Source organism: Pseudoalteromonas sp. KS88, from assembly GCF_004766475.1.
Classification (GTDB): Bacteria; Pseudomonadota; Gammaproteobacteria; order Enterobacterales; family Alteromonadaceae; genus Pseudoalteromonas.
On the sequence record NZ_PYHV01000009.1, the window covers coordinates 123,892 to 147,084 of the forward strand.

23 protein-coding genes and 1 pseudogene are annotated in these 23,193 nt (G+C 40.7%); 15 read left to right on the forward strand and 9 right to left on the reverse strand.

Going from position 1 to position 23,193, the window contains the following annotated elements; genetic code table 11:
• The first annotated feature begins 418 nt into the window (after positions 1 to 418).
• The 6 genes from C7Y70_RS06265 (at position 419) to yacG (ending at position 6,350) form a co-directional block, all read left to right on the forward strand.
• Positions 419 to 865: a pilin gene (locus C7Y70_RS06265; protein ID WP_135473787.1), complete on the forward strand. Its 447-nt coding sequence runs from the start codon at positions 419 to 421 to the stop codon at positions 863 to 865.
• Between the two features lie 102 nt (positions 866 to 967).
• Complete coding sequence (locus C7Y70_RS06270; protein WP_135473788.1) at positions 968 to 2,197, forward strand: type II secretion system F family protein; 1,230 nt, start codon at positions 968 to 970, stop codon at positions 2,195 to 2,197.
• A gap of 275 nt (positions 2,198 to 2,472) precedes the next feature.
• Positions 2,473 to 3,372 carry an A24 family peptidase gene (locus C7Y70_RS06275; protein ID WP_135473789.1) on the forward strand — a complete coding sequence of 300 codons (900 nt, stop codon included), beginning with the start codon at positions 2,473 to 2,475 and terminating at the stop codon, positions 3,370 to 3,372.
• A gap of 1 nt (position 3,373) precedes the next feature.
• Positions 3,374 to 4,009, forward strand: coding sequence for a dephospho-CoA kinase (coaE, locus tag C7Y70_RS06280; protein WP_135473790.1), 636 nt, complete (start codon positions 3,374 to 3,376; stop codon positions 4,007 to 4,009).
• A 123-nt stretch (positions 4,010 to 4,132) separates the two neighbouring features.
• A complete protein-coding gene (gene pilB / locus C7Y70_RS06285; RefSeq protein WP_135473791.1) occupies positions 4,133 to 5,812 on the forward strand; it encodes a type IV-A pilus assembly ATPase PilB in 1,680 nt (559 codons plus the stop codon).
• Between the two features lie 307 nt (positions 5,813 to 6,119).
• Positions 6,120 to 6,350, forward strand: coding sequence for a DNA gyrase inhibitor YacG (gene yacG, locus C7Y70_RS06290; RefSeq protein ID WP_135473792.1), 231 nt, complete (start codon positions 6,120 to 6,122; stop codon positions 6,348 to 6,350).
• 86 nt (positions 6,351 to 6,436) lie between these two features.
• On the opposite strand, the gene C7Y70_RS06295 is transcribed toward yacG, so the two are convergent.
• Positions 6,437 to 6,961: a periplasmic heavy metal sensor gene (locus tag C7Y70_RS06295; RefSeq protein WP_135473793.1), complete on the reverse strand. Its 525-nt coding sequence runs from the start codon at positions 6,959 to 6,961 to the stop codon at positions 6,437 to 6,439.
• Between the two features lie 164 nt (positions 6,962 to 7,125).
• Here C7Y70_RS06295 and C7Y70_RS06300 point away from each other — a divergent pair, with 164 nt between their 5' ends.
• The 3 genes from C7Y70_RS06300 to C7Y70_RS06310 are packed head-to-tail and all read left to right on the forward strand — an operon-like array spanning position 7,126 to position 10,161.
• Positions 7,126 to 7,815, forward strand: coding sequence for a response regulator (locus C7Y70_RS06300; protein ID WP_135473794.1), 690 nt, complete (start codon positions 7,126 to 7,128; stop codon positions 7,813 to 7,815).
• Positions 7,793 to 9,208 (forward strand): ATP-binding protein, encoded by a 1,416-nt coding sequence (locus C7Y70_RS06305; protein ID WP_135473796.1) that lies wholly within the window; start codon positions 7,793 to 7,795, stop codon positions 9,206 to 9,208. Before C7Y70_RS06300 ends, C7Y70_RS06305 begins: the two co-directional genes overlap by 23 nt.
• 2 nt (positions 9,209 to 9,210) lie before the next feature.
• Entirely contained in the window at positions 9,211 to 10,161 is a 951-nt protein-coding gene (locus C7Y70_RS06310; protein WP_135473798.1) for an alpha/beta fold hydrolase, read from the forward strand.
• Here the strand turns inward: C7Y70_RS06310 and C7Y70_RS06315 are convergent.
• Positions 10,128 to 11,036: a cation diffusion facilitator family transporter gene (locus C7Y70_RS06315; protein WP_135473800.1), complete on the reverse strand. Its 909-nt coding sequence runs from the start codon at positions 11,034 to 11,036 to the stop codon at positions 10,128 to 10,130. The genes C7Y70_RS06310 and C7Y70_RS06315 overlap by 34 nt on opposite strands.
• Before the next feature lie 108 nt (positions 11,037 to 11,144).
• On the opposite strand from C7Y70_RS06315, the gene trmL reads away from it, so the two are divergent.
• Entirely contained in the window at positions 11,145 to 11,609 is a 465-nt protein-coding gene (trmL, locus tag C7Y70_RS06320) for a tRNA (uridine(34)/cytosine(34)/5-carboxymethylaminomethyluridine(34)-2'-O)-methyltransferase TrmL (RefSeq protein ID WP_135473802.1), read from the forward strand.
• Between the two features lie 82 nt (positions 11,610 to 11,691).
• On the opposite strand, the gene gpsA is transcribed toward trmL, so the two are convergent.
• From gpsA to C7Y70_RS06340, 4 genes are read right to left on the reverse strand one after another with little or no spacing between them, the layout of a single operon-like run.
• A complete protein-coding gene (gene gpsA, locus C7Y70_RS06325; RefSeq protein WP_135473804.1) occupies positions 11,692 to 12,699 on the reverse strand; it encodes an NAD(P)H-dependent glycerol-3-phosphate dehydrogenase in 1,008 nt (335 codons plus the stop codon).
• A gap of 3 nt (positions 12,700 to 12,702) precedes the next feature.
• Positions 12,703 to 13,188, reverse strand: coding sequence for a protein-export chaperone SecB (gene secB, locus C7Y70_RS06330; protein WP_099294738.1), 486 nt, complete (start codon positions 13,186 to 13,188; stop codon positions 12,703 to 12,705).
• 47 nt (positions 13,189 to 13,235) lie between these two features.
• On the reverse strand, positions 13,236 to 13,493 hold the full coding sequence (grxC, locus tag C7Y70_RS06335; RefSeq protein ID WP_099294740.1) for a glutaredoxin 3: 258 nt from the start codon (positions 13,491 to 13,493) through the stop codon (positions 13,236 to 13,238).
• 30 nt (positions 13,494 to 13,523) lie between these two features.
• Entirely contained in the window at positions 13,524 to 13,955 is a 432-nt protein-coding gene (locus tag C7Y70_RS06340; protein ID WP_135473806.1) for a rhodanese-like domain-containing protein, read from the reverse strand.
• A 203-nt stretch (positions 13,956 to 14,158) separates the two neighbouring features.
• Between C7Y70_RS06340 and gpmM the strand changes: the two genes are divergently transcribed.
• The 5 genes and pseudogenes from gpmM to C7Y70_RS06365 all read left to right on the forward strand — a co-directional run.
• Positions 14,159 to 15,703 (forward strand): 2,3-bisphosphoglycerate-independent phosphoglycerate mutase, encoded by a 1,545-nt coding sequence (gene gpmM, locus C7Y70_RS06345; protein WP_135473808.1) that lies wholly within the window; start codon positions 14,159 to 14,161, stop codon positions 15,701 to 15,703.
• A gap of 3 nt (positions 15,704 to 15,706) precedes the next feature.
• A complete protein-coding gene (locus tag C7Y70_RS06350) occupies positions 15,707 to 16,846 on the forward strand; it encodes a peptidoglycan DD-metalloendopeptidase family protein (protein ID WP_135473810.1) in 1,140 nt (379 codons plus the stop codon).
• A 112-nt stretch (positions 16,847 to 16,958) separates the two neighbouring features.
• Entirely contained in the window at positions 16,959 to 18,140 is a 1,182-nt protein-coding gene (locus tag C7Y70_RS06355; RefSeq protein ID WP_237113968.1) for a S41 family peptidase, read from the forward strand.
• Between the two features lie 60 nt (positions 18,141 to 18,200).
• The gene (locus C7Y70_RS06360; protein WP_135473812.1) at positions 18,201 to 18,941 is read left to right on the forward strand and encodes a divergent polysaccharide deacetylase family protein; all 741 of its coding nucleotides are present in this window, start codon (positions 18,201 to 18,203) and stop codon (positions 18,939 to 18,941) included.
• A 455-nt stretch (positions 18,942 to 19,396) separates the two neighbouring features.
• A pseudogene (locus C7Y70_RS06365) lies at positions 19,397 to 20,122 on the forward strand (TIR domain-containing protein); the annotation flags it as partial.
• Between the two features lie 272 nt (positions 20,123 to 20,394).
• Here the strand turns inward: C7Y70_RS06365 and rpoH are convergent.
• The 3 genes from rpoH to ftsE all read right to left on the reverse strand — a co-directional run bounded on the left by rpoH (position 20,395) and on the right by ftsE (position 23,143).
• Positions 20,395 to 21,258, reverse strand: a complete 864-nt coding sequence (rpoH, locus tag C7Y70_RS06370) for an RNA polymerase sigma factor RpoH (RefSeq protein WP_099294756.1) — start codon at positions 21,256 to 21,258, stop codon at positions 20,395 to 20,397.
• A 224-nt stretch (positions 21,259 to 21,482) separates the two neighbouring features.
• On the reverse strand, positions 21,483 to 22,469 hold the full coding sequence (gene ftsX / locus C7Y70_RS06375; RefSeq protein WP_135473814.1) for a permease-like cell division protein FtsX: 987 nt from the start codon (positions 22,467 to 22,469) through the stop codon (positions 21,483 to 21,485).
• Positions 22,466 to 23,143: a cell division ATP-binding protein FtsE gene (ftsE, locus tag C7Y70_RS06380; protein ID WP_099294760.1), complete on the reverse strand. Its 678-nt coding sequence runs from the start codon at positions 23,141 to 23,143 to the stop codon at positions 22,466 to 22,468. The genes ftsX and ftsE overlap by 4 nt, the downstream gene beginning before the upstream one ends.
• Between the last annotated feature and the right edge of the window lie 50 nt (positions 23,144 to 23,193).

Sequence of the window (23,193 nt, forward strand, 5' to 3'; positions counted from 1 at the left end):
ATTAAATACGCCGAAAGGCTTATTTTGTAACAAACTGTTAATTATAGTTCCCTTTTTATAAAAAAAGGGTGTTATCATAAGTCTTGTGTATGATGGTAAAACAAAAAAACCAAAACTAAACAACTAGCGCAGACTGTTCAGCTGTACCACTAATTTAATTAAATGCGTACTGAACATTCTTGAATAACTAGGAAAGTTCGTAAAATACCGTTAAATACTTAGGAAGTCACTTCCAAAACAGTGTTTTAGTGCTAAAGTAAATCTAGTAGCCGACTTTCGATTAGTTTAGGTCTTAAATTAAGTATCAAGGCATTATTTAAAAAAACAGTAAGAAAAGTTGCTTATACTCTTTAACGCGTAACCCGCTTAACGTGTAACCAATTTAACTTACACACATACTATCCTTTAGGAGAGGAACATGGAAAAAATGACACAACAAAGTCAAAAGGGTTTTACCCTAATTGAATTAATGATTGTAGTAGCAATCATCGGTATTTTAGCAGCAGTAGCACTACCTGCTTATTCTAACTACCAAGCATCATCTAAGTTAACTGCTGGTTTAGCTGAAATTACAGGTGCTAAGACCGAGATGGAAATTTTAGCAAATAACGGCGAAACAGTGACGGCTGTTACTGACTTGAAAGCAATAAAAAATGCATCAACTCAGAACTGCAATATCACCGCCACTCTTGCAGCTACAGGTATTGGTAGTATCGCCTGCGCTATTGATAACGCTCCTTCTCAAGTTTCTAATGCAGTAATAACTTGGTCAAGAGCTGCTTCTGGAGAGTGGACTTGTGCAACAACTTTAGCTGGCGACGCAACCTTAGCACCAAAAAGCTGTCCTCAAGCTGCGACTCCTTAATATAAATTAATATTAAATAAAACGCTCTTTCAGAGCGTTTTTTTTATACCTTTTACTTTTTAGTTTCAATCCTGAAATCACACAATAGATAGGTATTTTTCTATGGCAAAAAAACAAGAAGATAAAGGATTAGATACATTTGAGTGGGTGGGTGTCAGCGCCAGAGGAAAAAAGCTAGAGGGTGAGCTTTCAAGTACCAGTATCGCTTTAGTTAAAGCACAATTACGCAAACAAGGTATTACCCCTTCAAAAGTAAAACGAAAAGCAAAGCCACTGTTTGGCATTAAGAATGTACAAAAAATAACACCGAAAGACATTGCATTAGTGACACGCCAAATAGCCACTATGCTCATGGCGGGTGTACCACTGATTCAAGCTATCGAGATGATAGGATCCGGCGCAACAAACAAAAGCGTCGGTTCACTCATGGCTAAAATTGGTGATGAAGTAAAAGCGGGTGATACTTTATCAAACGCACTGCGCAAGCATCCTCGTTACTTCGATGATTTATATTGTGATTTAGTCGCATCAGGTGAGCAATCAGGGGCGCTTGATAAAATATTTGACCGTGTAGCATTGTATAAAGAAAAGTCAGAAGCGCTTAAATCAAAAATTAAAAAGGCAATGTTTTACCCTATTTCGGTTCTTGTTATAGCGGGCATAGTCACATCGATTTTGCTTATATTTGTAGTTCCCCAGTTCCAAGATATTTTCGCTGGCTTTGGCGCAGAACTCCCTGCGTTTACTTTAATGGTGATTGGTATTTCTGAATTTATGCAAGAATATTGGTGGATAATACTCATTGCGATTGTTGGGTTTGGTTGGGCATATAAAGAAGCGCTACTTAAAAGTAAAAAGCTACGGGATGCAACCGACCGTGCTATTTTAAAACTGCCAGTCATTGGTATGATATTAAATAAAGCCGCTGTGGCTCGCTATGCCCGTACACTGTCAACCACCTTTGCTGCTGGCGTGCCTCTAGTGGATGCACTCGACTCTGCAGCGGGTGCCTCAGGTAATGCAGTTTACCGTTATGCTATTTTAGATATTAAAGCAGAGGTGAGCTCTGGTAACCAAATGAACTGGGCAATGCGAAATTCTAAAATATTCCCTGATATGGTAGTGCAAATGGTCGCGATTGGTGAAGAGTCAGGCTCATTGGATGGGATGCTGGCAAAGGTAGCCACCATCTATGAACAAGAAGTAGATGACGCAGTTGATGGTCTCTCAAGTTTGCTTGAACCATTAATTATGGCGGTGCTTGGCGTACTTGTGGGTGGTTTAATCATCGCCATGTACTTACCCATATTCCAGCTTGGTTCGGTTATTTAATAGCTGTAAGCTGTAAGCTATAAGCTGTAAGCTGTAAGCAAAAATACTCCTTTTTTATAATAAATAATGCAACATCAATTTAAGAGATTTATTCACAAAGAGATTAAGAGACGCGGCGCTTAGAGGTTCTAGGTTAAAGACGCTAGGTTCTAGGGAAGTGACTATCCGCTAGGCGTATTCATAGCTCGTTGCACAAAGCCCGTGGCTTTTGTTAACTTGCGCTCAATCACTTCTTTTTGTGAAAATGGTTTTTAACTCAATTTTTTAGGTATGTAATGCACGAATTTTTTCTCGACATAATCACTGTAATGCAAAGTCATTTATGGTTTTATTTACTCACTATTGGCCTTGTTAGTTTATGTGTTGGCAGCTTTTTAAATGTGGTTATTTATCGCATCCCAAAAATGATGCAACGCGAGTGGCAAGCAGAGTGCCGTATTTTATTGGCCGAAGAGCTCAAAACAGCAGAAAAATCGCCTTCAGAAGTGTTTAATCTAATTAAACCGAATTCAACTTGTCCTAAATGCAAAACAGCGATTAAACCTTGGCAAAATATTCCTGTTATTAGTTGGCTTTTACTAAAAGGTAAATGTGCCAGCTGTGAAAACCCAATTTCAGTTCGCTATCCTATAATTGAAATGCTGACCGCCCTACTCAGTTTAGTTGTCGCTATAAATTTAGGCGCATCTAATTTAGCCCTACTTTATATCGTGATCACCTGGGTGCTTATTGCCCTTACTTTTATAGATATTGATCACATGTTACTGCCCGATCAACTCACCCTCCCCTTAGTATGGCTGGCATTAATTGCCTCTGTATTTGGCATAACAACAGTGACACCTGAAGAAGCCATTATTGGTGCTGCATGCGGGTACTTAAGCTTGTGGAGTGTATTTTGGCTATTTAAGCTAGTTACTGGCAAAGAAGGCATGGGCTTCGGCGATTTTAAGCTCCTTGCTGTTTTCGGTGCCCTACTTGGTTGGCAGTCATTACTCACCATTATTTTGCTCTCAAGTGTAGTTGGCGCTGTTATTGGTATCATTTTGCTAAGTATTCAAGGTAAAGACAAAGCCACTCCAATTCCTTTTGGCCCCTATTTAGCAATCGCTGGTTGGGTAACATTATTGTGGGGCGAACACATTCAGCACTACTACTTTAACACCTTAGGTTATTGATATGACTCTTTCAGCAGTTGGTAAATGGGTTCTTGGATTAACGGGCGGTATTGGCTCTGGTAAAAGTGCTGTGAGTGATATGTTTGAACAGTTTAATATAACTGTTGTCGATGCAGATATTGTCGCGCGTGAAGTCGTTGCGCCAAAAACGAAAGGGTTAAAAGAAATTAAGGCACACTTCGGTGATCAAGTACTCAACGAGGATGGCTCTTTAAACCGCGCACAATTACGTCACATTATTTTTGCTGATGAAAGCCAAAAAGCGTGGTTGAATAACTTACTACATCCACTCATCAGAGAAAAAATACTCAGTGATTTAAACAGTGCAACCAGTCAATATGTTGTACTGGTCGCACCGCTTTTATTTGAGAATAATCTAGATAAATACTGCCAACATACTTTAGTGGTCGATGTACCTGTTCAAATACAAATAAGCAGAACAGTTCGCCGTGATAATGTCAGTGAGCAACAAGCAATGAGTATCATTTCAGCACAAATGAAACGCGAAGATAAATTAGCAAAAGCCGATGACGTGCTTGATAATAACCGTGATTTAACACTGGTTGCGAGTGACGTAGAAACATTACACGCACGGTACTTAATAAAAGCAAACGCATTTAACGCAACCAACAACTAGTTCGAAATATTCGATAAACTTTACGCTTTTTGTCGCTAAATTACGCTAAAATGACAAGACAGATGTTTTCCCCTTCTTTTTTCTGATAAATTGCGAATATGAAAGGATTTTACTGGGTGCACAATGAACATTAATTCACCATTACTTCGAAAATATATCACGTTAGGCCGTGTTGACGCAGAAGACGTTAAACTAAAGCAGCGTGAATTTAACTCAACTGCGGAGCTTATTGCAAAATGCAGTGGTATAAGCGGACAAGAGTTAGCCGAGCAATGTATTGATTTTTTTCGTGTTCCGCATTTTGATTTAAAAGATTTTGATGTTGCGCTCATTCCCCAAGATTTGATCAAAGAAAAACTGATCAGGCAACATCATATACTTCCATTAATAAAAAAAGGCCGCAAGTTATATATAGCCGCATCAGATCCAACTGATTATGGCGCATTTGAAAACTTCGAATTTAGCACCGGCCTTTCATGCGAAGTGGTTGTTGTAGATTACCGCCAGCTCGATAATAAAATAGAACAACTACTCGATGCGACGGGCAGCTTGCACCTCAGTGAAGATGAATTTAAAGAGTTTGCTGATTTAGATACCGACTCATCTAATGAGCCACAAAAAAACACTGAAGATGATAAAGATGATGCGCCAATCATTGTCTATATCAATAAAATATTGATGGATGCGATTAAAAAAGGCGCGTCTGATTTGCACTTTGAGCCCTACGAACACAAATACCGTGTGCGCTTTCGTATCGATGGTATTTTGCACGAAATGGCCAGCCCGCCAAATAGCTTAGCCACTCGTTTATCTGCGCGTATTAAAGTTATGTCGCGTTTAGATATTGCAGAAAAGCGCAAACCACAAGATGGTCGTATCAAACTTAAAATTACTGAACGTAAAAGTATCGACTTTCGTGTCAGCACACTCCCTACTCTTTGGGGTGAAAAAATAGTAATGCGTATCCTCGATTCATCCAGCGCCATGTTGGGAATCGATGTACTTGGCTATGAACCTGAGCAGAAACAGCTCTACATGGACGCGCTACAACAACCGCAAGGCATGATTTTAGTTACCGGTCCGACAGGTTCTGGTAAAACGGTATCATTGTATACCGGGCTAAATATTCTTAACCAACCTGAGCGTAATATCAGCACAGCAGAGGATCCTGTTGAAATTAATCTCGAAGGCATTAACCAAGTACAGATCAACCCAAAAGCTGATATGACCTTTGCCAATGCGTTAAAAGCGTTTCTACGCCAAGATCCCGATGTAGTAATGGTTGGTGAGATCCGTGACCTTGAAACCGCTGAAATATCAATAAAAGCGGCGCAAACGGGTCACTTAGTTATGTCGACACTGCATACTAATTCAGCTCCCGAAACGCTTACACGTTTATTAAATATGGGTGTGCCTGCCTATAACGTCGCAAGCTCAATTAGCTTGATTATTGCCCAGCGATTAGCTCGTCGCCTATGTTCGAAGTGTAAAACACCAGAACCCCTTCCTGCCGAAGAGTTACAACGCCAAGGCTTCACACCGCAGCAAATCAGTGAGCTTACGCTTTTTGCACCAAAAGGGTGTGATAGCTGTACCGAAGGTTACAAAGGCCGTGTAGGTGTTTACGAAGTCATGCAAATTACTCCTGAAATAGCACAAATCATTATGCGTGGCGGTAACTCTTTGGAGATTGCAGAAGTTTCATTAAAGTCTGGATTTAATAACTTACGCTTATCAGGTCTGCGAAAAGCAGCAGCAGGTGTTACATCACTTGCTGAAATAAACCGAGTAACAAGTTTTTAAGTTAAGCTACTAGGTTAAAGGTGCTAGGGTGATGTTTAAAAAGCCTAGCGCCTATCTCTAAGTGTTTGTGATTGGCTTTAACCGCGAATGACCGAAAGGTAGGACGTGCTTTAGCGCGTCAATTTTATATAATCGATTATCGCCATCAATGACGGCCTAATATGGTGCTAAGTGTAAATCAGCGCTCATCGCCCCGCACCCGTAGCCCGCAATTCAAAACATTTACTTTTATTTATTCCTTATCATTTACACTCATCCACTTATCTTTGTAAAATAAGCTCCAACGCTTTATTCATGAGAATATGTTATGCCAACTGTAGTTAACTGCCCAACCTGTAAAGCTGATGTTGAATGGTCTGAGCAAAGCCCGCATCGCCCGTTCTGTTCAAAGCGCTGTCAGCTAATTGATTTAGGTGAGTGGTCGTTTGAGAATAACAAAATTTCAGCCCCCATTACGTCAGCCAATGACTTAAGCCAAGATATAATTGAAGATATTGAAGAAATGCTCGCCAAAAACGACGACAGTTTTTTTAAATAGCGACTAAGGTTTTATATGGACTCCCCGTAAACGTCCAAAAAGGCGAAAGTTACCTTTCGCCTAATCATCATTGAGCTTAGAACAATTTAACCCTCAGCTTTTTCATCCGCATTTTTACCGCCATGCCAGCCCTTACGGTGACCTTTATCTTTCATTTTTTTAGCGAAACGCTTTTTCATTTTAGTGTACTTTTCACGCTGTTCAACATTTAAAATCTGCCATACGGTGTGTTCCATTTTAAGTTTTTGCATAGCAAAAACTTCAACTTTAGCTTTGCGTAAATCTATAATTTCTTGTGCGGCGCTTTCGTCAAACGTTGCTTTTGCTAACAGCGTTTCCATTTGAGCTTTAAAAGTATCACGCTGCGCTTCTTTGTTACCGCGCATTGCCTTCATTTGTGCTTTTTGCGCTTCAAATGCGGCTTTTAACTCTTTTTGCTGTTGTTGGGTTAAATCTAGTTTTGCAGCACCACGTTCAGAGAGTAAAAAGCGCGCTTCTGGCATGCCTTTGCCATGAGGCATACCGCCTTTAGCCATTACAGCGCCTGTACCCAGTGCTGTTGTAGCTAAACCACAAATTAATACTAGTTTAGTGAGTTTACGTGTGATCATAATCATTACCTTTTGGTTGTGAATAGTGTCGCCTTAACGAGTAAGTTAACTATATCAATGGCAATGCAAAGCAACGCAAAGCAATGTAAAGGTTTTGTAAAGGTTCACTTTTACGCATATTAGAGCGTAAAATAGCGGTATTGCAGCATGACAAGGTTAGCTAAATGAAACTATTAATGATTGACGACGATATAGGGCTATGTGAATTACTTAGCGAATACCTGTGTGCACAAGGTTATGAAATTGAGTGTGTTCATGATGGTGAGTTAGGCTTACAAGCCGCTCTTAAATACGAATATGCGCTAATTTTACTTGATGTCATGCTCCCTAAACTCGATGGCTTTGATGTCCTAAAGCAACTTAGGCAAACAAAGTTAACGCCGGTTATCATGCTGACTGCCAAAGGTGAAGATTTTGATCGTATTTTTGGTTTAGAGCTTGGTGCTGATGACTACATTCCAAAACCCTTTAACCACCGAGAATTGCTAGCTAGAGTAAAAGCAATTACTCGTCGAATAGAACATATTACTAGCTTAAGTAACACGCAAGCCAATAAGCTTAATGTAAACAGCATAACAATCAATCTTGCCGCTCGTGAAGCCTTCATAGATGAAAGCCTACTTAACCTAACCGGAACCGAATATGAAGTGCTTGCCTTACTTGTTAAAAATGCTGGCGATGTTGTTAGTAAGGAGCAAATAAGTGAAGAAGTGCTGGGCCGGCGCTTAGCAGCCTTCGATCGCTCAATCGATATGCATGTCAGTAATATTCGCAAAAAAATAGCCGAGCATAACAGTGCGGAGCGAATTAAAACAATGCGAGGAACCGGTTATGTCTTTATCCAAGGAGAATAAAACAACACACTTTGCTTGGCTAAAACATCCAAAAAGCTTTTTGTTTTTTAAAATATTTGTTTGGTTTTGGCTGACAGTGATAGGCACTATTACGTCTTTGGTATTTCTTAGCAACCTAGCAATAAACCAAGTCAGTAATGAGCAGCTTCAGGGCCCAATGTTAAAGAACTTAGAATATGCAGCCAAAAGTTTTGAGCGAATCGCTTTAAAGCACAAAAAAAGTGCTGCGGATATCTTGCAACACCCACGATTAGCAAAGCGAAAACTACTTTATTTAAATTCGGATCAACCTGACAATTCAATCACTAGCCGCCCGCCAGCAAGTGATATTGACTTAAGCCTTGTAAACTTTACTAAAAACATGTCGCCGCAAGTTATTTTTACTGAAAACTTTATAGCATTTGGACCAATCAAGACAACCCTCCCTGAAGGCACGTTTTATTTATATGAAATAGATGAAAACAATCAGCCTCCATTTCTAATACGTTTAAAGTTAATGCCAACATGGTTAAAAATTGCTGTTGCTTTAGTTGCTTCATTAGCGCTTAGTTTTGTGTTTAGTCGCAACTTAATTGCCCCGATCAATCATTTAAAACAAGCAGCTAATAAACTCTCGCAAGGCGATTTAACAGCCCGTGCAAATATTAATGAAAATAGACAAGATGAGCTTGGTATTTTGGGCCGAGAATTTAACAGCATGGCAACGCAAATTGAGCAACTCATTGCTGCGCAAAAACGCTTACTAGCTGATATTTCTCACGAGCTTCGCTCCCCGCTTACTCGTTTAAAAATGGCGACAGGCCTTGCCCAAATGCAAGCTGAAGATGAAAATCAAACCTATTTATTGCGCATTGAAAAAGAAGCTAACCAGCTTGATAAAATGATAACAGATGTACTGCAAGTTTCACGCTTAGAGGCAAAAAGCCAACCACTGTCATTACATAAACAGTCAATGCACGTGATCATCACTCACGTATTAAATGACGCACAGTTTGAAGCAAAACAGAGCAACAAAACATTACATATTGATGGGCAACTCAATGTTGACATAAACTGTGACGAAAGCTTGCTCGCCAGCGCACTTGAGAATATTCTGCGTAATGCGATAAAATACGCAGCGCAATCCATTTCTATCAAGCTTACACTAACAGATGCTATCAACATTGAGATCAGTGATGATGGCCCAGGTGTTGAACCGCAAAACTTAGCCCGATTGTGCGAACCATTCTTTAGACAATCTGACGCCAGAGATAGAACCAGTGGTGGCACAGGTTTAGGATTGGCAATTGCAAAAAATGCGATTGCAGCCCACTCTGGGCATTTAACACTACACAATCAGACTCAAGGTGGTTTGAGTGTGCACATTGTTTTACCTATTAACGAGCAGCCATAGCGATGTTTTATAGCACTGAACACACTCTTTTTGAGCAGCAAAAGCACATTGACGACTTTTTTACTCAACAGGTAACTAAGCAACACCTAGCAACTCCCAGTGGCAACTTATACTATGGCTATGCGATTCCCACACAAGCGCATACGGCAATCGTAATAAGCTCTGGGCGTATTGAAGGATTAGATAAATACAGAGAGTTAATATGGGAGTTATATAACAATAACTACGCCGTCTTCATTGCGGATCATCAAGGCCAGGGGCGCTCATACCGCGCATTAAAAAACCCACATAAGGGCTTTGTTAATGTGTTCTCTGATTACGCTAATGATTTAGCCATATTTGATTCAACAATTATAGCGCAGCACTGGCAAGGTAAAAAAGTAATGCTTGGTCACTCAATGGGCGGAGCAATCGCATTTAATTTTTTAACCCAATTTGACAATAACTACAGTGGCGTATTTTTATCAGCACCTATGTTTGATATTTACACTAAAGGCACACCAAAACCAATTGCTAAACTAGTCGCAAAAATAGCCTGTTTTATAGGTTTAAATAAATCATACGCATTGGGTCAAGGCAACTATAAACCAGAAACATTTGCACAAAACACCTTAACAAGCAGCGAAGTTCGCTACCAATTATTTAGGCAGATTTACCAGCAAGAGCCCAGTGTACAGTTAGGGGGGGTTACATATGGGTGGTTAAATGCGGCCTTTAAATTTATTAAAGACGCACCAAATTCAACACTCCCTATTCCCCTCTTTATTGCGAGCGCGCAATTAGATACCGTGGTTGACAATAAAGCTCAACAGAACATTACACACTTACAAAAGAATGCAATCTTAGAAACGTTTAGCGATGCTAAACATGAGCTCCTTTTTGAACAAGACAGCATCCGTAAAGCTGTATTAACGCGCTTTTACGAGTTTTGTGATTCAGTAACGTCAACCTGACTCAATGATAATGGGTCTTGATGGATAAGAATATCCATTTCACAATCAAATTGTTGCTGAATCATATCAACGACCTCATCGGCCACATAGTGTGCCCTAATGAGTGGCAGCGTATCCTCAAGCTCTAAATGCATTTGTATAAATTTAACTTTACCACCTTGGCGCGTCCTTACATCGTGTACACCAAAAACATCTTTATGGCTGTTGGCAATTGCAACTATTTCAAGTTTTTCATCATCGGGCAGCTCTTTATCCATTAAATGATCTGCGCTTTGTTTTGCAATATCCCAACTGTTATAAAGTAAATACCCTGCAACACCTATTGCAAATAGAGGGTCTGCATACTGTACGCCATTTCCTGCTAGTAAAATCGCAATTAATACCGCGGCATTTAAAATCAAATCGCCTTTGTAATGCACAGAGTCTGCTTTTATAGCAATGGACTCTGTATGGTTAATCACTTTAGTTTGCACAAACACCACCACGAGTGTACACAAAATTGCAAACGCACTGACCCAAACCCCAAGCATAGAATGACTTAATTCAACGGGGTTAAATAAACGCTCAATACCGTGAAACGCAAGTAAACACCCTGAACCTGCAATAAAGGCCGCTTGCCCTAACCCCGCTAAAGCCTCAGCTTTACCGTGACCAAAACGATGATCGTCATCAGCAGGGCGCAGGGCATACCCAAGCACTAAAAAGCTCATCGCAGAAGCAGTTATATCCATTAATGAGTCAGTAAGAGAGCCAAGCATAGACGCTGAGCCTGACGCTAACCATGCCCAGCATTTGGTGGCAATCATTAGGCTGACCATAACCATCGTCACTACGCTGGCCGTTTTAACCCAAAATTCATAACTGCGATGATGCACTTTTTTACCTATATGTAAGCCGCTCTTATAGCTAAGAGTATATCATTTTTTTAAAACGTTTAGTGTATACTCACATGAGTAAAAATTAGTTTCTAATAAGGCACATCCATGCTCGATATCGTTTTATACCAACCTGAAATTCCGCCTAATACCGGTAATATTATACGCCTATGTGCTAACACAGGGTTTTCACTTCACTTAATTGAGCCACTGGGTTTTGAGTGGGATGATAAACGCGTTAAAAGAGCTGGCTTAGACTATCATGAGTTTAGCAATGTGCAGCGTCACGCATCATTTGAAGCCTACTTAGAAAAGTGTAAACCAAAAAAAGTGTACGCTTGTACTACGAAAGGCAGTCAATTTCATCACCAAGCACAATACGAAGCAGGCGACAGCCTTGTTTTTGGCCCTGAAACACGCGGCCTTCCTGATGAACTAATACAATCATTACCTGAAGAGCAGCGGGTACGTATTCCAATGCAGGCAAATAGCCGCAGTATGAATTTATCAAATGCTGTTGCGGTATTTGTGTATGAATCGTGGCGTCAGCTTGGATTTCCTAACGCAGAATAAGGTGTTGCTTATAGCCGCTTTTCTCTAAAGATTAAAAAAGCGCGATATAAAATCGCGCTTTTGGCTTTTAAAAAACTAGACACTATTCAGACGTTTGCTCTCTACCTAGCAATGCCATTGCGGCTTCTTTAACGTCTTTATTCTCGTAAAGGACTTTATAGATTTGTTCTGTAATAGGCATTTCAATGCCGGTACGCTGCGCAAGTAAATACACTTCTTTAGTGTTGCGATAACCTTCAACTACCTGTCCTATCGACTCGATAGCAGCATCCACCCCTTTACCTCCGCCTAACGCTAAACCAAAGCGACGATTACGAGATTGATTGTCTGTGCAGGTTAAAATTAAATCTCCAAGACCAGCCATGCCCATAAACGTTTCTGACTTTGCTCCAAGCGCACACCCTAAACGGCAAAGCTCAGCCAAGCCACGTGTGATAAGCGCGGTTCGCGCATTCGCGCCAAAACCAAAGCCATCAGACATTCCCGCACCTATAGCGATAACGTTTTTAACCGCACCACCAAGCTGTATACCAATAAAGTCGTTATTGTTATACACCCTAAATGAACGCCCACAATGCAGTAAATCTGCTAATTGCTTTGCAAAAGCAGGTGAAGTTGATGACACAGAAATTGCTGTAGGTAAGCCCATTGCCATTTCTTTAGCAAAAGTAGGGCCAGAAACCACAGCTAAAGGCACGTCATCACCCAGCTCTTGCTGTGCAACTTCTTGTAATAAGCGACCAGTATTGGGTTCTAACCCCTTGGTAGCCCACGCAACCTCAGCACCTTCGAGTAACGACGGTTTGATTTGTTGCAATGTGTCACCAAATGCATGGCTAGGCACTACAACCAAAATAATTTGACTATCACAAACTGCGCGATGCAAATCACATTCAAGGTGAAGAGTGTCAGGGAAAGTAACATCGGGTAGGTAACGTTGATTCTTCCGCTCAGCTGCAAGCGTGGCAACGTCGTCGCTATTGCGTCCCCAAAGTGTCACTTTATGACCATTTCGGGCTAAACAAATAGCAAGGGCGGTGCCATAAGACCCCGCCCCTAATACAGTAACAGCTGAATTTGCTGTACTCATAAATTATGCGTCTGCAGTTGCCTGATCAGCTTGCGCTGCGCGCTGCTGCATGTACTGAGCAAACAATGCATCAAAATTAACTGGTGCAAGGTTAAGCTGTGGGAATGTACCGCGATTAACTAAGTTAGAAACAGCTTCACGTGCATACGGGAATAACACGTTAGGGCAGAAAGCACCTAGCATGTGTGCTAATTGCATTTCTTCAACTTCGCCTACAGTGAAGATACCCGCTTGTTGGATTTCACATAAAAACGCAGTTTCTTCACCGATAGAAGCTGTTACAGTTAATGCAAGCACTACTTCGTACAAACCTTCATCTAATTTATTCGAACGCGTATCAAGGTCTAACTTAACTTCTGGTGTCCACTCTTTTTGGAAAATAGCAGGAGAGTTTGGTGTTTCAAAAGACACATCTTTTGTGTAAATACGTTGAATGCTAAATTGTGCGCCAGCTTCTTGAGCGGCTACGTTTTGATTTTCTTCGTTCATTGTAATTCCTAACTTTAATCGTTTTTATAATAGATACGTTAATTAACTTAAGCGTTTAATTTAGCATCAAGTTTACCTTGAGCTTCAATAGCCATCATGTCGTCACAACCGCCGATATGTTCATCATTAATAAAGATTTGCGGTACTGTGCTTGCGCCACCTGCTTTTTTTATCATTTCAGCGCGAAGCTCAGGCTGTACACCAATATCAATATTTTTAAACGTTACGCCTTTGCTTTCAAGCAATGCAAAAGCACGTTGACAAAAAGGGCAATACGCTTTGGTGTATAGAACAACATTACTCATACTAATTCCTCTATCGGTCAGTTAAATTTATTAACGACCTGTTGTGGTTGGTAGGCCTGCACTTTGCCATGCGCCCATACCACCGGATAAAACATAAACCGACTCAAACCCAGCTTTATGCATAGCTGTAGCAACACCAGAAGCGGTCATGCCAGTTGTACATACTAATATAATGGGTTTGCTCTTATGCTTTTCAAGGCTTGAAAAGTCAGATTGTTTAGCTTTTTCAGGATTTAAATGCTCAGCGCCTGCAATACGCCCATTATTAAATTCTTTTTGTGCACGTATATCAACAACTAAGCCGTCTTCACGGTTAATTAGTAACGTTAACTGTTGCGGGTTTATTTGACGGATTGCTGAAAATTTACTTTTAAACCACCCACCCACAATTAGCGCAACTAAAGCGACCCACGCTAAACTTAAAATCGGATGATTTCCGATAAATTCAATATATTGTTCCATGCGACTTCCACTATGAAAATTGTCCCGCACCAAAGGCGCTGGGGTTATTAATAACAGGGCTATAATCTAGCCTCGCAAGTATACGTGCTTGATGAAAAATTACCAGAGAGTGAAATATTTTAATATCCTGATTTGAATGCTGATCCACAAGCAAAAACACGGTATGCTAAGCATCCAACAGGTTGCAAATTTCAGGAGCTACAATGACACAGCATAAAAAACCTCTCGTATTAATGATTTTAGATGGTTGGGGATACCGCGAAGACACTCAAAGCAACGCAATCCTAGCAGCAAACACGCCTGTATTGGATGAGCTTTGGGCAACCCGCCCACATACATTAATTTCAGGGTCTGGTTTAGATGTTGGTCTGCCTGATGGCCAGATGGGTAATTCTGAAGTGGGCCACGTTAACTTAGGTGCAGGACGCATCGTCTATCAAGACTTCACACGCATAACCAAATCAATTAACGACGGTGAGTTTGAGCACAACCCAACGCTTGTTGAAAATATCGACAAAGCAATTAACGCAGATAAAGCAGTGCATCTTATGGGTCTTTTAAGCCCAGGCGGCGTTCATAGCCATGAAGACCACATTGTTGCTGCAATCAAAATGGCAGCAAACCGAGGTGCAAAAGAAGTCTACTTCCACGCATTTTTAGATGGCCGTGATACACCGCCACGCAGTGCCCAAGCATCAATAGAGCGTGTTGAAGCCTTATTTAGCGAGCTTAACTGTGGCCGCTTGGCTTCAATTGTAGGCCGTTACTATGCAATGGACCGCGACAACCGCTGGAACCGTGTTGAGCAAGCGTATGACTTAATGGTTAGTGGCATTGCCCAGCATAATTACGCTAACGGTATTGAGGCGCTAACTGCCGCTTATGAGCGCGACGAAAATGATGAATTCGTTGCCGCAACAACAATTGCAGCAGAAGGCCAACAAGCTGCTCAAATCAATGATGGCGATACGGTTATTTTCTTAAACTTTAGAGCCGACCGTGCTCGCGAGATGACCCGCGCATTCGTTGATAAAGACTTTGATGGCTTTGCCAAGAAAAAAGCGCCTGAACTAAGTGGCTTTGTTATGCTAACAGAATACGCCGCTGACATTGATGCGCCTGCGGCATTTGCCCCTGAACCGCTTGTTAATGTATTAGGAGAATGGTTCGAGAAAAATGGAAAAACCCAACTGCGTATCTCCGAAACAGAGAAATACGCACACGTGACCTTCTTTTTCAGTGGCGGCCGTGAAGATGAATTTGATGGCGAAACCCGCGAGCTGATCCCATCACCTCAAGTAGCTACCTATGATTTACAACCTGAGATGAACTCAGAAATGCTCACCGACAAACTCGTCGAAGCCATTAAGAGCGGACAATACGACGCTATAATCTGTAACTACCCTAATGGCGATATGGTTGGCCACTCAGGCGTATTTGAAGCCGCAGTAAAAGCCTGTGAAGCAGTTGATAGTTGTATTGGCCGTGTAGTAGCTGCGCTTAATGAATTTGGTGGCGAGGCACTTATTACAGCAGATCATGGTAACGCCGAGCAAATGGCAAACCCAAAAACGGGCCAAGCACATACAGCACACACCAGTGAACCAGTTCCCTTCATTTATGTTGGCCGCGACGCCACACCAAGTGAAGGCAAAGCACTGAGTGACGTAGCACCTACAATGCTACACCTAATGGGCATGGAACAGCCTAACGAAATGACTGGCACACCTATCATGACATTGAAATAAGCTATGACAAAAAGTGTTAACCTGTTCATTATTAGTCTGTTAATACTTACTTCATTCGCTATTGCTCCGGCAACAGCGAATGAAGATCGTACTAAAAAAGACCTATCTGAAATTCAAAATGCGTTAAAACAAAGTGAAGCCGACTTAGCAGCACAGCGCAAAGACATTGCAAAACTGCAACAAACCTTAAAAGCATTTGAACTAAATATAGCGAAGAACGCAAAGGCTCTCTCGATTGCAAAACAATCGATTAAAGAGACCGAAGCACAACAAGCTGCACAGCAACGCCAAGCTAATAAATTAAAGCAACAACAACAAAAATTACAACGTGTGCTCGCTGCCCAACTAAAAAGTGCGTATATGTCAGGCGGCAATGACTACGCAAAGATGCTCCTAAATCAACAAAATACGGCACAAGTAGAACGCACCCTTAGTTACTACAACTACCTTAACAAAGCCCGCATAAAGCAAATAGAAGAATTAAAAGCGTTAATGGTTGAAATAGAAGCGGTTCAAGCTGAACTTGAACAATCTAAAAAACACCTTATCGCATTACACCAAGAGCAAAAGTCTCGGTACCAAGCATTAGTTGATGCGCAAAAACAACGAAAGAGCAATATTAGCGAATTAAAAGCGAAGCTTGATTCAACTAAAGGCACCATAAACTATTTAAAAGAAAATGAAAAAACCCTTGTTACTACATTACAAGAGCTCGAAAAAGAGAAAAATCAGACTATCGAACTGATTGGCTTACAATCAAGTAAAGGTCGTTTAAATTGGCCAACGAAAGGGAAACTCGCACACCGCTTTGGTCAGCGAAAGCATAGCGGCATTAATTGGAAAGGTGTACTAATAAGCGCTAATGAAGGCAACCAAGTAAGCAGTATTCATAACGGGCAAGTTGTATATGCCGATTGGCTTAAAGGTTATGGCTGGGTGATTGTAGTAGACCACGGTGAAGGTTTTATGAGCCTGTATGGTCATACGCAAACTCTATTAAAAGATGTTGGCGACACGGTGCGTAAAGGCGAAATTATAGCATTAGTTGGGCAAAGCGGCGGACAGGCAAATTCTGGTCTATACTTTGAATTACGCCACAAAGGACGCGCAGTAAATCCTGTAAAATGGTGCAGACGCATTTAATTGACTAAACAGTGCTGCACCCAATGAGGAGCAGCTGATGCCAACAACACAACCTACTATTAAGCGCCAAGCCACAAACTTAGCCAGTAATAACATCATCAATTCTTTGCTGATGCTATTTTTCGTATGTTTTAGCCTAAATTGTTTTGCCGTCACCTCTATCAATGAGCTAAAACAACAGCAGCAACACGAAATTCTATTTAATATACATGCTTACTATGTAGAAGACCTTTCGTTGCAAAGTAGCTTTAGTGATAAACGCCAATTCGAAGCACTATTAAATCAGCTTGACCCTTATTCAAAATACCTTGATGAAAATGAGCTAGACGCCCTATTTAATAGCACCAATGGGCGATACACAGGTTTAGGTATTGAAGTACAAGCCAAAGACGACCAAATTGTCATTATTAATGCACTCAACAACTCCCCTGCCCATAGCGCAGGTATAAAACAAAACGACGTTCTTCTTGCTATAAATAATCAATCAGTTGCGAATAAAGATATAAGCCAAGTCGCAAATATGATTTTAAAGAGTGGATCAGCGACAGTGCAGTTAAGCATTAAGCGCAACAATATTCAGCAACCTCTTAGCTTTGCGCTCACCCGTAAAGAAATAAATATTGAAAGCGTTAAAAGCGCATTGTATGACTTTGGTGTGGGTTATATGGCCATTAATAGCTTTAGCAACCACACATTACACGATGTTTCACGCCAGCTTGCAGAGCTTGAAAGTAACTATGGCGGAGCATTAGCAGGACTTGTGCTAGATTTGCGCGATAACCCAGGTGGCACATTACAAAGTGCTGTGGCAGTTGCTGATTTATTTTTACAACATGGCACAATCGTCACCACAAAAGGGCGTTTTTATGATGCCAACCAACATTATAAAGCCAGTGCAGGTGATATTTTAAATGACGCCCCTATCGTTGTATTGATCAACGAAAACTCGGCATCAGCCGCCGAAATACTTGCCGCAGCATTAAAAGACAACCAACGAGCTACTTTAGTCGGCAACAAATCCTTTGGTAAAGGCTCAGTGCAATCTTTAATCCCCTTGGGTAACGGTAATACGGCTTTAAAGCTAACAACGGCTAAATACTTTTCCCCTTCAGGAAAGTCAATCGACGGAATAGGTGTTGCCCCTGACGTAGCGATTAATAAATCAACACTTTCACAAATAAATAAAGTCGCTATAATAAAAAATGAACAAGGAAACAGCAACGGCTCGTGGTTTAGTGATAACCCAACCGATCAACAGTTATTAAAAGCAAAGCAGTTGCTTACTATGAAGTGATGTAGCTTAAATAAAAAGATAATAAAAATTATAAATTTGAAAAAAATACTTTTGCTAATTATGGCTATTTGTCTTTTACCTAGTTATGTACACAGTAAACAAATAGCCATTGTGATTGATGATATTGGCAATCATCAACGCGACTTAGAAACTCTCAACCTTCCTGGTAAAATTTCGTATTCGATTTTGCCCCACACCCCGTTTTCTCAAATATTTGCACAACTAGCCAGCCAGACTGATAAAGAGCTATTACTGCATGTCCCAATGCAAGCGCTGGATCAAAGTAAAGCGCTCGGCCCTGGCGCATTAACCAACGACATGAATAAAGAGCAGTTACAAAGTACGCTTTACAATGCACTTGCAAGCCTTCCACAAGTGAAAGGTGTTAATAATCATATGGGGTCAGACCTAACTCAAAAAAGCACCCCGATGAAATGGACAATGGAAGTACTAAAACAGCGAGGCCTGTATTTTTTAGATAGCCGCACTACGGGGTTAAGCCAAGCTCAAAACGTGGCAAACTTATACGGAGTAGAAAATGTAGGTCGTCATGTATTTTTAGACAACATCCCCAATGAGCAGCAACTGCAATTTAGACTAGATGAACTAAAACATAAAGCCCAGCGTTATAACTTTGCCATAGCCATCGCCCACCCCTACCCTGAAACCATTGAGTTTTTATCGCGCAAACTTCCTGAGTTGGAACAACAAGGATTTGAGCTCGTGCCGCTTTCACAACTTGTAGAGCGTAAATATATACAACTCGCACAGGCTGAATCTAAAGCAGTAAATGCAAGATAAAAGGTTCTAGATTTTAGGTGCTAGGTGCTAGGAAAACAGCATAGGTCGTCGTTAAAATAATCACGTAGGTTGGGTTGAGAGCAACGAAACCCAACGATTTAAGGTATGAGTTAATAGACAGCTTTGAGCGATAACCGGACATTGAAAAAGTTAAATTTATTCCTACTGCTTTGTGTAAGAGCCTAATTTTGAATTCGTGCTATTTTAATTACTTGTTTACAAAAGTAATTATTGTTGAAATTATAAATAGACTTAATATAAGTCATTTAATTATTATAAGCCATGTCAATGATATAAAATATATTGATAGCTACAGAAGAGGTTTTGGTGAACATATGAGAAAGCCAAGAATATTTATAGGCTCATCTGTCGAAAGTTTACCTATTGCGGATGCAATAGCCGAAAACTTAGAATTTGATGCCGAAGTTACTATCTGAAGAAGCGGTACATTTAAGTTATCTAATAACGCATTAGATGATTTAATAATTAAATCTAAGTCCGTGGATTTTTCTATTTTCATTTTCTCACCTGACGATGTCGCCAAGATTCGCTCAAGAGAAGTCGCAACAGTTCGTGATAATGTTGTGTTTGAGCTTGGCTTGTTTATTGGTTCAATTGGCAAAGAAAGATGCTTCATTGTAAAACCCCGTAATACAGACTTGCACTTCCCGAGTGATTTACTTGGTATCACACCAACGGATTACGATCCCGATAGATCTGATGATGATTTAACTTCATCACTAACTTACGCCGCCACTCAAATTAAACGAGAGTTAAAGGATAAAGGGATTTACAATGAAATAAAAACCTCTTCCATTCACAAAATTGATGTTAATGATGCTCTAAGTAAAATATCTGATTCAGATTTGTATATTTTAGGTACCCTGCTAGATAGTTATAATAATGATATTGAAGGTTCAACTAGTTGGAATTTAGAGAATAATCTACAACTATACTTGACTGGGCCTAGATTGAATTTAGCTATAGTTAAACTTCAGCGAATTGGACTTATTGAAAAACGAAATAGCAGCGATATAAATGGTAATGAATATTTTACATTTTCACTATCTGAATATGGAATAGATGTTTGCTTAAAAAATGAAGTCAAAATAGCTGAGTTATTTGACCCCCCTAAGCAGCAAGGTTATTACCAACAACCTCAAAAAACACCAAAATTTTAAATTGGTTAAAAGTGCGGCTATAAGCAATTAATGTAGCCAAATATATCTTTTGGCACTAACTTGCCGAATACTAGGTATGTGCATTACACCCCTCTTAAGCGCAGCACCTATAAATCTCTTTGTGAATAACTCACTTAAAGCTATTTCTATCATGTTTAGCAAGAGGCAAAAAATAGCGGTGCCCACTTATGCTTATGACTTACCGCTTCCCTTTAACGCAAAAAGCCCCGCATTTTCATGCAGGGCTTTTAAATTTTATACAAGGTTAAGCGTTAGCTCATTGCTGCTTGTAGCTTTTTCATCGCTGTTTTTTCAAGCTGACGAACACGCTCAGCTGATACGCTGTACTTTGCAGCTAGCTCTTGCAAAGTAGCCTTATCATCAGACAACCAACGTGCACTGACGATGTCTTGTGAACGTTCGTCGAGTGTTTTTAATGCGCTAAACAAACGTGTATGAGACTGTTCTTGCCACTGCTGCTGTTCAACTTCTTCAGCTAAGTCGTTACTACCGTCAGTTAAGTACTGAACTGGTGAGTAAGTGCTGCTTGGCGCGTCGTCGTTGTCGTCGCTAGTTAAATCAAAGCCCATGTCTTGGCCGCTCATGCGCGATTCCATTTCACGTACTTCTTTTTCACTTACACCTAGCTCATTTGCTACGGTTGCTACCTCAGCTTGGTTAAACCAACCTAGGCGCTTTTTATTTTTACGCAAGTTAAAGAACAACTTACGCTGTGCTTTAGTGGTCGCAACTTTAACGATACGCCAGTTCTTAAGCACGAATTCGTGAATTTCTGCTTTTATCCAGTGCACTGCAAATGAAACCAAACGTACGCCCACTGATGGGTCAAAACGTTTTACTGCTTTCATCAGACCGATGTTACCTTCTTGGATCAAATCCGCTTGTGGTAGACCGTAACCTGAGTAGCCTTTAGCAATATGCGCCACGAAGCGTAAATGAGACATGATGAGTTGCTTTGCAGCATTAAGATCGCCGTCTTCCTGTAAGCGGGTTGCCAACTCTTTTTCTTGCTCAGCCTCTAGCATAGGTATTGTACTTACCGCTTGAAGGTAACCATCAATACTCGCGCTTTGCTGTCCAACTGTGAGTGCCATTGCGTATAAATCTTTACTCATTTTTCACCTCGGTGATAAACATTTGAAACCATCTTAGCACTCTTTAACCTAGAGTGCTAACTTCAATTTAAATCTTTTTTTCGATTGAAGCAAGTGATTTTTTCGATGTTTTTTATTGTACTTTAAACGTCTGAATATGCGATGAATTCTAGCTTTGCAGAGCGTTAGAAAAAATCCCCAACGGTTATATTTCTAACGCTTTTAGTGATGATACACATCTATTGTTACACTTTATCGGGTTCTATTTCTTTAATGTAACGATTCACTGATAAGTAAGAGCCAACAAAGCCAAGTATCGTTGCTAGCAATACCAATGAGCCAAACTCTGACACACTCAACCCGATTAAATCAAAGTGTGTTTGATACACGCCCGCAACCTCAGTAACAGCTGAGCCCAGCCACCACATCATTAAAGCAACACAAATAAAGGCAAACAAGCCGCCAATGATGCCATACAAAATCCCCGTCCATAAAAAGGGCGCGTGGATAAAGGTGTTGGTTGCCCCTACAAGCTTCATAACTTGAATTTCTTCTTTTTTATCCATGATAGATAAACGAATCGTGTTGCCAATAATCAGCGTTACTGATGTAAGTAAAAGTAATGCAATAGTAATGACGCTTTCTTTTAATAGACTAAGTAGCGCATTGAGCCTTTCAAGCCAAGCAATGTCCAGCTTGCCAAAGTCCACCTCACGTTCTTTTTCAAGTTTTTCAAGCAATGCTCGGGCTGAATCTGCTTGGCGGTGACGGCTAGTAGGTGTGATCAAAACAACATCGGGTAATGGGTTTTCATCTAAATACTCTAGTGCTTGGCCAAAGCCTGATACTTCTTTAAATTCAACGAGTGCATTTTGCTTCGAAATAAAGGTGACTTTATCAACTTCGGGGTATAACGCTAAGCGCTTCACTAGCGTTTGTGTTTCTTGTTCGCTCATTGACTCTTTAACGAATAATGAAATTTCAGCCGCTTCTTCAAATCCGCTATTTATTTGTTGAACATTTTTAACCACTAAATACAAGGTTGCCGGTAACGTTAAGCTTAAGCCCAGTACTGCAATCGTCATCATCGAGGCCATGGGCGTTCGCCACATCTCACCTAAACTATGAATACCTTGGCGGAAAATATTTAAAATAAAAAAATATCCAGCCGCTATAAATGATTTTTTTGCTCGTTCATTCTGGCTCTGACGCCCTTTAAATAACAAACTCATAATGACGCCTCAGCCAGTGGATCTTGACTCATACGACCCTCTTTTAAAGTCAGGCTACGATAGCGCATACGCGAGATCAGCCCTAAGTCATGGGTCGCGATTAATACTGTGGTGCCGTGTTTATTAAAGTCTTCAAATAAACGCAGAATATCCATAGACAACTCTGGATCTAAGTTTCCCGTAGGTTCATCGGCAAGGAGTAATGGTGGCGAATTAACAATTGCACGTGCAATACCTACTCGTTGCTGCTCACCGCCTGATAATGTAGAGGGGTGACATTTTACTTTATCTAACAAACCAACTTTATCTAAAGCGCCGTGAACGCGTTTTTCAATTTGCTTGCGGTGAGTGCCCTCGATGACCAGCGGCAGCGCTACGTTATCAAATATTGTATGGCGCTCTAATAAGCGATGGTTCTGAAATATAATACCAATGTCACGACGAACATAAGGGATTTGTCTTGATTTAACAGCACTCAAGTCAACGCCATTGATCAATACTTTTCCTGCCGACGGACGCTCCATCAAGCTGATTAATTTAAGTAAGGTACTTTTACCAGCTCCGCTATGGCCTGTTAAAAAAGCCAGCTCACCGGGCCTGATATGAAAGCTCACTTTTTCCAGAGCTCGGTGGCCACCTGGATATGTTTTGCTGACTTGCTGAAAATTTATCATTCTTATCCCTCAGCTAAAAAAGGCCTAAACCAATTTGATTTAAGCCCCTT